The 12,269-nt window shown below is 57.2% G+C and carries 11 protein-coding genes; 5 read left to right on the top strand and 6 right to left on the bottom strand.

Annotated elements, in window-relative coordinates; all coding sequences use genetic code 11:
- Positions 1-298 precede the first annotated feature (298 nt).
- The 5 genes from AC1DF8_RS23575 to AC1DF8_RS23555 form a co-directional block, all read right to left on the bottom strand.
- Positions 299-1,441, bottom strand: a complete 1,143-nt coding sequence (locus tag AC1DF8_RS23575; RefSeq protein WP_478155288.1) for a glycosyltransferase family 4 protein — start codon at positions 1,439-1,441, stop codon at positions 299-301.
- Positions 1,435-2,535 carry a glycosyltransferase family 4 protein gene (locus AC1DF8_RS23570; RefSeq protein ID WP_112545475.1) on the bottom strand — a complete coding sequence of 367 codons (1,101 nt, stop codon included), beginning with the start codon at positions 2,533-2,535 and terminating at the stop codon, positions 1,435-1,437. Before AC1DF8_RS23570 ends, AC1DF8_RS23575 begins: the two co-directional genes overlap by 7 nt.
- Positions 2,532-3,482 carry a glycosyltransferase family 2 protein gene (locus tag AC1DF8_RS23565; RefSeq protein WP_113116928.1) on the bottom strand — a complete coding sequence of 317 codons (951 nt, stop codon included), beginning with the start codon at positions 3,480-3,482 and terminating at the stop codon, positions 2,532-2,534. Before AC1DF8_RS23565 ends, AC1DF8_RS23570 begins: the two co-directional genes overlap by 4 nt.
- A 676-nt stretch (positions 3,483-4,158) precedes the next feature.
- Positions 4,159-4,446, bottom strand: a complete 288-nt coding sequence (locus AC1DF8_RS23560; RefSeq protein WP_478155287.1) for a hypothetical protein — start codon at positions 4,444-4,446, stop codon at positions 4,159-4,161.
- Positions 4,443-5,063 carry a phytanoyl-CoA dioxygenase family protein gene (locus tag AC1DF8_RS23555; RefSeq protein WP_478155286.1) on the bottom strand — a complete coding sequence of 207 codons (621 nt, stop codon included), beginning with the start codon at positions 5,061-5,063 and terminating at the stop codon, positions 4,443-4,445. The genes AC1DF8_RS23560 and AC1DF8_RS23555 overlap by 4 nt, the downstream gene beginning before the upstream one ends.
- Before the next feature lie 293 nt (positions 5,064-5,356).
- Between AC1DF8_RS23555 and AC1DF8_RS23550 the strand changes: the two genes are divergently transcribed.
- The 5 genes from AC1DF8_RS23550 to AC1DF8_RS23530 all read left to right on the top strand — a co-directional run bounded on the left by AC1DF8_RS23550 (position 5,357) and on the right by AC1DF8_RS23530 (position 10,936).
- Complete coding sequence (locus tag AC1DF8_RS23550; RefSeq protein WP_478155285.1) at positions 5,357-6,214, top strand: WecB/TagA/CpsF family glycosyltransferase; 858 nt, start codon at positions 5,357-5,359, stop codon at positions 6,212-6,214.
- Positions 6,215-6,228: 14 nt separating this feature from the next.
- Entirely contained in the window at positions 6,229-7,716 is a 1,488-nt protein-coding gene (locus tag AC1DF8_RS23545; protein WP_112545471.1) for a sugar transferase, read from the top strand.
- A 45-nt stretch (positions 7,717-7,761) separates the two neighbouring features.
- The gene (locus AC1DF8_RS23540) at positions 7,762-8,814 is read left to right on the top strand and encodes a UDP-glucuronic acid decarboxylase family protein (RefSeq protein WP_112970423.1); all 1,053 of its coding nucleotides are present in this window, start codon (positions 7,762-7,764) and stop codon (positions 8,812-8,814) included.
- Between the two features lie 56 nt (positions 8,815-8,870).
- Entirely contained in the window at positions 8,871-9,872 is a 1,002-nt protein-coding gene (locus AC1DF8_RS23535) for a glycosyltransferase family 8 protein (protein ID WP_478155293.1), read from the top strand.
- A 71-nt stretch (positions 9,873-9,943) separates the two neighbouring features.
- On the top strand, positions 9,944-10,936 hold the full coding sequence (locus AC1DF8_RS23530) for a glycosyltransferase family 2 protein (RefSeq protein ID WP_183882449.1): 993 nt from the start codon (positions 9,944-9,946) through the stop codon (positions 10,934-10,936).
- Positions 10,937-11,230: 294 nt separating this feature from the next.
- Here AC1DF8_RS23530 and AC1DF8_RS23525 read toward each other — a convergent pair whose 3' ends face one another.
- The gene (locus AC1DF8_RS23525) at positions 11,231-12,019 is read right to left on the bottom strand and encodes a response regulator transcription factor (protein WP_478155284.1); all 789 of its coding nucleotides are present in this window, start codon (positions 12,017-12,019) and stop codon (positions 11,231-11,233) included.
- Positions 12,020-12,269: the final 250 nt, after the last annotated feature.

Below are 12,269 nucleotides of genomic sequence, written 5' to 3'. Positions count from 1 at the left end.
GATGTGACGTTCACCGGCGCATTGTTGCCGGCATCGCCGGTGCTGAGCGCAGTTGCCAGCGGTTTGTGGATCATCAGCCGGGATGCGGCGTGATAGCTCGGATTCAAGCCCGAGATCAGCACGATCGACGCCGCCATCAGCACCATCATCACCGCAACGATCATAACAAGCCGCCGACGGATCAAGCGTAACCCAGACGTCAGGTCGAACTCCTCCGATTTCATTTCCGCCTGAAACCGGGGCTCATAATGGACGGCCGGGAGCGGAACGTTGCGGTCTGGCGGAAAAGTTGAAATTGTCATTGTGCGCTAACCTTTGCTTGAGGTTGCGCGGAGATGGTTTCGTAGAGGTTTTCCATCGACCGCATATACGCCTTCATACTGAAATGGTTGAGATAATGAGCGCGCGCCCCGGCTGAGAGGCGGCTGCGGATATCTGGATCGGTAATCAGTTTGGCCAGCGCTGCGGCCAAGGCGTCCTTGTCTCCGACAGGGACGAAGACACCGGTTTCGCCGTCGGAAATGACCTCCTCATGCGCTCCGACACGGGTTGTGACAACAGCAAGTCCGTGGGAAAGCCCTTCGAGCACGGCCATTGCGAGGCCTTCGGCATGTGAGGGCAGGACCAGGATATCAGCGCGCGCGCAGAGTGCTCGTGTCTCGTCGGCGCCAAGCCATCCCGGCATGTCCACCAGGCCCGAAAGGCCCATGTTTGCAGCCTGACAGCGATAATCCTCGACAGGCCCGTCGCCGGCCAGTACGGCCCGCCACCGAAGCTCTTTCATGACAGGATGGCTGAGGGCGAGCAGAAGTTCCGGAACGCCTTTGCGTTCGCTCAGCCGACCGAGGAACACGATCAACGGCGGCTCGCCCGCACGAACATTGTGTGCCCCGGGATCGGGGACACAATTGTGAGCGGTCACAAGGCGATGTTCGTCTACGCCCAGAAGCGTGGCGAGCGTCACGCGATCCCGCTGGCCCAGCGCCACGACACAATCAGCACGTTGAAACATGCGGCGTATGAGCGATTGCTGACGCGGCGAGCGTGCAGCAAAGTCGGTGGCATAGTCGTAGTCGTGCAGGTGCAATATGTGAAAGCACCCCAGCAAATGGGCAGCCTCGGTCAGGATCAGCTTTCTCGAGGTGCTGCCGCGGCCTGCGACATGGATATGGTGAATGCGTGTCGGATCGAGGATTCGATCCTTCGCCATTGTCAGGATGGCGCCCAGCAGGCGCAGAGACGACGTCGCAGCGGACCATCGGAAGCCCCTGGTGTCAGTGACGGCGTGTTCGCTCCCGCCTTCTTTAGCGGTGCTGGTTATATAACCGACCAGCCTGCCGATGCCGCCGCCGTTCTCGCAGCCACCTGGAACATAGTGGCGGACGCTTGCCCTCTTCCGCATCGCCATCTGGGGATCATCCGCGAGTACCTTCATCAGCATGATCCGACCACCTCGCGATAAAGGGCTGCGGCGTGGGCGCCGACCTGTTCCGGCGAATTCGGTCCTGTGGCCCATGCGAGCGCGTTGGCGCCGAGATTGTTTCTAAGCTCGCTATTGTCAGCCAATGTCCGGATGGCTTTTGCGAGCTCTGCCGCGTCCCCTGGTGGAACCACCATTCCCAGTCCGTTGGGCTGAACGGTCGTTCGCAATTCGCCCACGTCGGTAACGATCACGGGCTTGCCGAACGCTGCAGCAAGGTTGAGCACGCCGCTTTGGGACGCTTCGGTATAGGGGAGGACGACAATATCGGTATCCAGGAAAAGCTGGGCGACTTCTGCGTCCTCGATAAAACGATTGCGAATATCGTAGCGGCCGGCCTCTCCCATCAGCGACCGGAAGATCCATGGGTCGTCGCCCCGGCCTGCGACCGTAACATGCAGATTGGGGAGCGCATTTTTGAGCATGGCCTCGGCGCGGATCAGATGCTCCAGGCCCTTGTAAGCGAAAATCCGTCCAAAGAGCAGGACGCGGATAGTTCCGTCGGCGGGACTCCTGGTCATCTTCTGCCGCCGAGCGAGGTCGGCATAGCGATGGATGGCAGGATGCGACAGGACATGCACGTGGTCCGGGGCTTTCGAGTATCGATCGAGGACCATCCGCTTCAGCCCTTCGCCGTGCACGACGACATGCCCCGACTGCTTTACCATCAATTCGGGAGCCCAGCCGGGCAGTGTGCGGGTATCGGAATCGCCGGGATGCACCTCCACATCATGGACGGTGGTCACGAGCGGGATCGGGCGCCAAAACGGCGCGGCAAAGTTCAGCCACAGCGTGGAATTGCTCAGGAGATGAATGAGGTTCGGTTTCTCCTGCCGGATGAGACGTGTGAGGTGATGCAGGAACCACGGATTGGCAAGCGAGCGATGCCGTGGCCAGTCCAGAAGGTGAAGATCGACGGCAGGATCAAACCACGAAGCAAGATGCGCGTAGCGCCGGCGCGGGACGCCAAGGACGACCGGCATGTGCCGTGCGACGCCGCTCGCGAATGATATGGTGTAGTCTTCCAACTCGGAAACCAGCAGCAGCGCCTTCATTCCGCTGCCTCCGATAAGCTCAAGTCCCGGCCGGAACGAGGAAGATGATAGGCGCCACGCAACGCGTCGCGTGTCCGCCGCAACAGGTTCGGCTCTCCGGCGAAAAATAGCCCTTCGACAGCAAGCCTGATCCGGGTGCGCGCATTGACGCCATCCAGAACCGCTGCTGCCATCTGATAGGGATAGTGATCCGCCAGACTGAGCCTCGCCGGCAGATCATGGAATGAGAGAAATCGGTTTGTCGCTTCGACACTCCGTTGCCAATGCGCCATTCGTCGCTTCAGCATGGAGGCATCATCGATCGGCCGGTACCAGTTGTTGTTGTGAATTCTGTAGAACCCAAGTGAATCCGGCAAGGCAGCCACGTCGCCCAGAAATGGATAGATACCCGTAAGCCATGCATCGGCGGATATGCTGAACTGTTCGGGAATAGGCCCTGCGGCATCCCATGTGCTGCGTCGTACGGAGATGGCCGATGTCATCGGGAAGGGCCACCAGCCGGCCGATTTGGTCAGCTGTGGCGACAAGTCTCCCGAACACAGGGTTCGTGGGATCGGTTTGAGGGTTGGTGAGCCATCAATCGAAGTCGGCTGAAGCCGGTGATAGACAAGCGATACCTCGGGATGCGAGCGAAAAGCCGCTACCGTCGCGGCCAGCTTGCCCGGCGCCCACCAGTCATCAGCGTCCAGAAAACAGAGAATGCCGCCGCTGCTGAGTTTCACGGCAGTGTTGATCGCTGCAGCCTGTCCCGAATTCTCCTGAAAGATCACCTTCACCCGGCTGTCATAGTCTTCCAGAACGGAACGCGACTCGTCACTGGATCCATCGTCGACGACGATTATCTCGACGTCGGCAATCTCCTGGCTCAGGACGCTGTCGATCGCCTGTCCGACGAAGCGGCCGTAATTGTAATTGTTGATAAGAACGCTGATGCCCGGTCGCTCCATGACACCCTCTCAAGCCGCTTGCGATACTGCACCGCGATGCAGCAACGTGACTACGATCGAGTCCGATAAGATCTCCCGTGGAGCCAAAGGGGTCACCGCCAACGATGTCGGGGCGAGTAACGCTTCCATCTCATAATATGCAGAACCAGGACCAGAACGCGAAACCATAGGAATCCCAACCCTCTAAGCGTCAACTACGAACAATCAGCCTGCGCCGGAATCATTGCCTTATGTCACCAGATGCTACCGCCCAGCCATGGCCTTTGCGCTATGCATTCCTTTCCAAGCTACCGGTGATTGGACACGCGTAACATCTGCTCTTATTGGCAATCCCCTATCCCTTGGCCGTCAACCTTTGAGGGAGGGGGCCGCCGAAGACGTAGGCGTGCCGGGGTCCCTGGGTAGTGGGCGCATGCTTTAGGTGTAGATGCCGCCACCATCGGGGTTAGTTCGTCACGGACGTGGTCGGGCTATGGCGAGGCTGTTTCGATCTCGCCGGCCCATGTTGCCGTCGGCGGCAACGGTATCAAGATTGCGGTGACGCTAATCGAGAACGCCGCGCCGTTCGCCACCGACAGCGGTTCACCACGCGACGGGTGTGATCCTGCGCACCGTTTTGATGGTGCGCAGTCATAGGTCTGCGGAAATTGAGGTCAGTGCCTGGCGGTTCGTGCGGTTAGACAGGCGCCCCGATAATCGGTGGAACAATGTTGTTGGCGGCGAGTCGTGCCTGTACGTCCACACTGAGCGTTCCGCGAACACCGGGATGGCGATGGCGGCCTTCCTCGGCATAGGAGTAGGTTTCTGCATCCGACGGACCGAACGTCATGAAAACCGCGACACGATCAGGCGTTCTGCCGAGCCGTCGAATGAATGCTCGCGTCACGGTGAATGCCTTCTGAACATCCAGGCGGAGCAGTGGACTGATCCGCTCGAAGAACCTGCGCAGGCTCTTGTCGATCAATGTCGGCATCTGTCCAGCATGTTCGATGCGCACGTCGAAGATGATCGCATCGCCCGCTCGCACGCCGAGCCCCTTTGCTGGCAGGCTCTGGACCAAACCCTTGAGGTGGGATCTGGCCGTACCTTCAGCGTGGCGTTCGAGTTCTCGTCCTGGTCCTGCAGATAGAATGCGATCTTGTAGACCCTGAAGCTCTCGTCCGAGAAAATACTTCCGTCAACGCAGCGAGGATGGTGAGGGACGTCGTTGTGCCACGACGATGTAGTGTTGATCATGAGATCGCATTCGCCTGTAAGAACGACATCGAGCGGTCGCGTAATTTCCTTGAGGCGATTGAGGATTGCATCGGAAGTCATAAACCTGGCGATATCATCGACGACATACATGGCGTGAAGTTGGAATTTGCCGCCATACAGATATTTGCCGCCGGATCTTAGATACTGTTTGGCAACCTGCCGTAATCTTCCCACCTGCTCAGACGTCAGGACATTTCTGATGACGATATAGCCATCGGACGCCAAATCGTTCTGCAGCTGGCTGGTCGTGTTGGGGACCTTTGTAGGCCCTCCGGCGGGCATCGGTAATTCGTTTATTGAATTCACCCCTATTGAATTCATCATTGTCGCTCTCCCGACTTTGTCGCGCTCAAACCTCCCCAGCTTTGGCCGCGCTAAAGCGACTGTCTTCCGCGGTTCCGCGAAGGTCAAACCGCTCTTTTCGGGGTAACGCTTATCAAAAAGAGCAATCAAGCGTACCCCAGGGATACTGCCTTACTTCGAATATTGTAATTTATTTCTATGCGGAGCCAGAAATGTGAAGTCTTTCTACGTCCAATAGCTGGATCTGAAAGTATGGAGGCCGCGAGCTTGCCAGCATATTCTGACTACAGTTTCAGTTGGCAAAAGCGTAGGTCATGAGAAATTCACCGGCAGACAGAAACCAACCTTCGGTCCGTGATGTAAAGAGTTCCCTGAAGTGGACGAATGTCCTTGGTGTTCGAGTTTCCGCGGTCAATCTCAAGAGCGCGACCGGACTTATCCAAAAGGCAATTGAAGACGGCAGGAAGGAATATGTATGCGTTCGCGACGCACACGGTGTCGTGCGTTGTCAAAAGGATCCCGAGCTTCGGTCCATTCATAACCGGGCATTCCTCGTAACCCCTGACGGCATGCCGTTGGTATGGGCACTGAAACACGCTGGTCATGTTGAAAGTGACAGGGTCTACGGACCGGATCTCATGCTGTCCGTTTTCGATGCCGGCAGCTCCAAAGGTTTGCGCCACTTCCTTTACGGTGCAACAGCCGAAACGCTTGAGCAGTTGCAGGCGCGACTTCTCGCAAAATTTCCGCAAGCACGGATCGTTGGCTCCTACGCACCGCCTTTCCGCCAGCTGTCGATGCAAGAGGAGGCGGATATTGCCGACCGGCTCAATCGATCAGACGCCGATATCATCTGGGTAGGGCTGAGCAGTCCCAAGCAGGAGCTCTGGATGGCCCGCATGCGCGACCGTCTGGAGGCGCCGATGCTGATCGGTGTCGGCGCTGCCTTCGACTTCCACGCCGGCCTCAAGCGGCAGGCTCCAAGGGTCATTCAAAGAAGCGGCTTCGAATGGGCGTTTCGCCTCCTATGCGAGCCGCGACGGCTGTGGCGGCGCTACGCGCTCGTCGTGCCGACCTTCATCTCACTGACTGCCTTCCAGAGACTGGGCCTTCGGAAGTTCCCGATCGAAGACGCGGTTTCTGGATCGGGTGCGTCGGGACAAAGGCCGTAGAGGAGTAAAACATCATGTCCTCATTTGCGCCGTCAGCGATGACATCGGGTCCATCGAAGGCATCCGCCACAAATGACATGGCGTCGCGGGCAATTCCGACGGGTTCCGTGCCGCCGGTAGCAGCCAGGACCGCCGATCCTTCGGGACAGTCATGGCTGAATTCGCCCATTGCACGCCGGCTTCCTCGGCTTGCAACCTTGTCATTCCTCGTTGCGGGCGACATTGCAAGCTATCTGGTCGCTTACCTGGCTCTCCTGTCCTTTCTTCCTGGTGGCTCGGCGGGCACGGTGATGGAGCGTGCCTTCTGCCTCGCAGCGCTGGCGTCGATCGTTCTCTATGCGTCGGCCGGCCTCTATCCCGGATATCGGCTGCACGACCACGAACATCTGCGGCGGCGCACGATAGCGGCCCTCAAGGTGGCTGCCCTGACGGCATTCGGCGCAATCATCCTGCCTGAAGGGGACGGGATGCTGTTGGCCATCATTGGCTTTCTCGCCCTTGCACTGATTGTTCAGCCATTCATGCATTGGTTCGCACGAAGCCTGTGCTGGAGGCTCGGAATTTGGGGGGAGCGCGCGGTGATCATAGGGGGGCGCAACCTCATCCCCGCGCTCATGGCGCATTTCCAGGACCATTGGCAGTATGGCATCAAGCCGGAGTACCTGTCCTCCGAGGCGTCGGAAACATCGCCTGATGGGGGTCCGTCCATTGCGCTGATTGCAGGGGACACTGGCTCGCTTGCGCTCGATCTGACCGCCTTGCGCCGGAAGTTCGCCGAAGTCATCCTCCTGTCTGATACGCCGAGCCTCAAGGTTAGCGGTTTGCGACCTGCGGATGTCGGCGGAGAGATCGGCATTCGCCTGACGGCAGCCGGGAGTTCGGTCAACTCGGACCTGGTTCGGCGGATACTCGATCTCGCCATCGCCATCCCGGCAACGATCGTGGTTTCGCCTTTCATCGCAATTGCGGCAGCCGCAATCTACGCCATCGATCCCGGGCCGGTCTTCTTCCGGCATACCAGGGAAGGGCTGTCCGGCAAGCCTGTGCACGTTCTGAAACTGAGGACGATGTATCAGGATGCGGAGCAGCGTCTCGAAGCACTGTTCCGCGAAAACCCTGCTATGCGGGCCGAGTGGTTGAGCCATTTCAAGCTCAAGGATGATCCACGCGTCCTGCCGGTTGTCGGACATCTCCTGCGCTCTTCGAGCTTCGACGAACTCCCGCAGTTGGCGAACATCATTGCAGGTGAGATGGCCATCGTCGGACCGCGTCCTTTCCCGGAATATCATCTCCTGGCCATGGACGGTGAATTTAGAGACAAGCGCCGTTCCGTAACGCCGGGGCTCACGGGCCTCTGGCAGATATCCGAACGAAGCAATGCGGATATCGAGCTGCAGCAGCAACTCGACGAGTTCTACATCGACAACCGGTCCCTGTGGTTCGATTGCCAAATTCTTCTCAGCACAATTCCTGCGGTCTTCAAGCGCAGGGGAGCCTACTGACGATCCTCGCTTCTGCGGGGCAACCATCAACAACGGAGCACACCAATGCACGGACAAAAGCGAATTATGGTAACCGGCGGCACCGGCTTTCTGGGATCATTCCTGTGCGAAAGACTGTTGCGGGAGGGCAATGATGTTCTCGCAGTGGACAACTACTACACCGGATCGCGCGATAACGTGCTGCACCTTCTCGACGACCCGCGGTTCGAGATCCTTCGCCACGATATTACCTTCCCGCTGTATGTAGAGGTCGACGAGATCTACAACCTCGCTTGTCCGGCATCYCCGGTCCACTATCAGGTCGATCCCGTTCAGACGGTCAAAACCAATGTGCACGGGGCCATCAATATGCTCGGCCTCGCCAAACGCACCAAGGCGAAGATCTTCCAGGCTTCCACAAGCGAAGTCTACGGCGATCCGGCAGTTCACCCTCAGCCCGAGGAGTATCGAGGCAGCGTCAATCCCATAGGGCCGCGGGCATGCTATGACGAGGGCAAGCGGTGTGCCGAAACATTGTTCTTCGACTACCATCGACAATACGGCGTGGAAATCCGGGTGGCGCGAATCTTCAATACCTACGGGCCGCGCATGCAGACCAATGACGGCCGCGTCGTCTCCAACTTTATCGTTCAGGCGCTTCAAAACGAGCCGATCACCATCTTTGGCAACGGCACGCAAACGCGCTCATTCTGCTACGTCGACGATCTGATCGAAGGCTTCATTCGTCTGATGGGCGCTCCGAATGGCGTTACCGGACCTATCAACCTCGGCAATCCCGGGGAATTCACGGTGCGGGAACTGGCGGAAATGGTGATCGAGATGACGGGTTCGAAATCAAGCATCGTTTACAAGCCGCTGCCAGTCGACGATCCGACGCAACGCAAGCCGGACATCAGTCGTGCAAAGCAGGACCTGGGCTGGCAGCCCACGGTGAACCTGCATGAAGGTCTTGAGAAGACGATCGCCTATTTCGAGTGGAAGCTCTCTGGCGGAACCAGGAGCATGCCTGGCGTCCGGACACCGCAACCGGCTTACACCCATCTGCCCACCCCGGCCGTCGGCATTCCCGTTCAGGAAGCCGCATCGATCGGGACGTGAACAGCAACGTCGATCATAAGGCGAAGCGCGTTTTTCGATGGGATGGTGCCGGAAACATGAATGTGCATAGCATACCAACAGGAGCCCCTGTGGGCGCAATACAGCGGTTAGGGCCAATCGTCTTTGCAGTCGACGCAGCCTATGCCGTTCCCTTGGCGACCGCTCTCAGATCGGTCGCCGAGAATAACAGAAGCGCATGGCCCCTGGATATCCATGTCATTCATGAGGGAATAGGCGAGGAAACCAAGCGGAGGATACTCGATTCTCTGCCGGCAAATTCGACAGTCATCCAGTGGCATCCCATCGGCACCTTGTCTTTCGCAAGCGGGTTTTCGACGCGACCGGGCGTCTCGAAGATGACCTTTGCGAGGATCCTTCTGCCGCAGTTCCTTCCCGAGACCTGCAATCGGGCTTTGTATTTGGATGGCGACATCCTTGTGCTGGATGCACTCGAACAGCTTTGGAATATCGATCTGGGTGAGGCCGTGATTGGCGCCGTGCCGGATTACTGGTTGGATAATGTGGTGAGCATCGGATCGGGTGGCACAGGCGGGCCTCGGGTCGAACGCTATTTCAACGCCGGCATCCTCCTTATCGACCTCGCGAAATGGCGGGCGGAGGGAATATCGGAGCGATCACTGGATTATCTCGATCGTTTTCCGACCACGGAATATTCGGATCAGGACGCCCTCAACGTCGCCTGTGCGGGAAAGTGGAAAGTCCTGGATCGCGCCTGGAATTTTCAGTTCGAGCCCACCCAGGTCATCGCCCGTATCGCGCTCGAACAGAAACTCGCGATCGTTCATTTCGTGACCAACGTGAAGCCCTGGAAATCAGGAAGCCTAAGTCCGAACGTTGCATTTTACGATACGTTTCGATCCCGGACCCGTTTCGCGCTCACGCATCGGGAACGCGTTCAGAGCAGCTTGAAGCGTGCAGGCTCCCGGCTGCTTGCCCGATCCGCCTTGTTGAGAGCTGTGTGGGGCTACACGAAATCGGCGATGCTAGCTCGAAGTTCTACCCTGGCGCGAGTCAATCGAGGAGCGAAGCATATGTAAGAGTGAGACGACGCCAAATTCGGGTTCCATGAAATGCCCCGAACAAAACAATTGCCTGCGGAGGAACAAGTTTGCAACGTGTTGATGTCGTAATTCCCTGTTACAACTACGCTCATTTCCTGCAGGAATGTGTTGAAAGCGTTCTTTCACAGGCTGGCGTCGATGTGCGCGTGCTCATCCTCGACGATTGCTCGCCAGACAATACTCCGGAAGTCGGAATGGCCCTGGCATCCCGGGACAAACGGGTGACCTATCGGCGGCATGCAGTAAACAAACGCCACATCGCAACCTATAACGAAGGCATCGACTGGGCGGGCGGCGACTTGTTCCTGCTTCTCTCGGCAGATGATTATCTCTTGCCAGGCGCTCTGGCACGCGCGTCGGAGCTTATGAGCAATCAGCCTCATGTAGGATTCACGTTCGGGAACGCGCTGATAGCCGAGCCAGATGGCATCATAACCAAGCGCGTCGATCCTCTCGGCGGCAACAATATGCCCACCGTGCAGGTCATGTCCGGTCCGCAATTCATGCGGTTAAGTGGAGCAAACAACCTGGTTCCAACGCCGACGGCCGTCGTGAGAACGGCGTTGCAAAAGCAGGTTGGCGGTTATCATAAGGAACTGCCGCATACTGGCGATATGGAAATGTGGCTGCGGCTCGCATCACATGCCGAGGTCGGTTATATTAACGATGATCAAGCAGTATATCGCAGACATGCTTCGAATATGTCGCTGCAATACTATGGGCAAAGTATTCTTCCCGACCTCCGCCAAAGAAAACAGGCCTTCGATATTCTGTTCCGCCAAGGCGCAGACAGTCTCAGGAAAGATGAGAAACTAAGGCGCTTTCTCGCCAGAGATCTCGGAAAAGAGGCGCTTCGACTGGCAGGCATGGCATTCAATAATTTCGATGTCGCCACAGCCGTGGCCATTCAGCGCTTTGCTTTGGAGGTTTCTCCCGAAGTGCGAAATTCATTGCCCTGGATCAAGTTGGTTTGCAAACAGACCATCGGGCCTAAATACTGGTATGCATTGAATTCCCTCGGGCGACGCGTCGCAGGATAACGGGGCAGATCTGACCGGTTCAGAGCCAGTCCACCTCTGCACGATCGATGACGGCAGCCACTGGCTGATCACCTCATTGCTGATATGCCATGGCGCGCAGGAATGTGCTTCAGTTCGCCGACATTTGACAACTGCGAACGCACTACGATGGCTCCAGGTATTCGGGGAGCGCCGTAGTTCCGAGGTGCTACAGCATCAAACAATTTCCCCGGAGGCGCATTTGGTCACGCCTCCGGGGACAATTTTGAACGACAATGTGCCGTCACATGTCAAAGCTTTACGCAGATCACAGCGTCAGCAGAGCGTCTTGTTCGCACTCGCGCCGGAAATACCATTCTGAAACAGGTCGTTGAGCTTGAACACAACTTCCGTTCTGTTCGTTGCTTTGACCTTTTTCATGATATTGCGAACATGGACTTTCACGGTGCTTTCTCGGAGATTGAGCTCGTAGGCGATGATTTTGTTCGCCKTTCCGCGCCGGAGCGCCTCCACAACTTCGGCCTGACGATCCGTGAAAATACCGGCCAACGGACGAGCTGTAGCGTTTCCGGATTCCAGCAAGTGACGCATGGCGAACAGTGTGCTGGCAGGAACAAAGACGCCACCCGCTACAGACAGCGCGATCAGTTCCATGCAGACGCTGATGCTGACCGAGGCGGGGATGTAACCCTTGGCCCCGTATTCGATCGCCCTTACGATTTGGCCGAAATCGTCGCTATCAGCCAGTATGATCACTGGTATCGCTCCGAACTCCGAAGCAAGGCTCCTGATTTGGCCCGAAACGGCGGGATCATCGATCTTCTTGCCGCCAATGTTCAGGAGAATTGCCGAAAGCGGCGGATATTCGTCGCATTTCTGCTTCCACTCCTCAACACTTCCGAAAGCCAGGATAAGCAGGTCCGTCTTGTAGGCAGCCATGCATTGCGCGAGGCACTGCCGATCAAGTTCGCGGTTGTCGAGGATCACCAAAGAATGCTTTGGTCTCGACTGTAAGCTCATTCCGGTTGAATTATTCTCTATCTTAAGTGGAAGAGCTACGTTTTCCTGCCTAAGGTCTAAATTTGGCACAAGCGCTGAATTCACTTCTTCATCCTCCCCAGCCGAGTTTCCCTACGCCCCAACAAAACCGAACACTCAAGCCCTTCAGATGTAAGGGTTTGGCAGCACTAAAGTAGGAACTAAATACCACAGTTTCTGTTATCTTAAACTAGCTAATATAGGCTAATGGAGCAGATTAGTTCCATCGTAAGGTGTAAAGAAGACGTAATTCTTGGTATAAACTTATACGATACTCCGCGGTTCGCGGATTGGTTGATTGCGTTGCTCCCTGGTT

It is taken from the genome of Rhizobium sp. 05N49, assembly GCF_056396805.1.
Note: the sequence above shows the minus strand (reverse complement) of the source record. Positions and strands in the feature narration are given on the sequence as shown.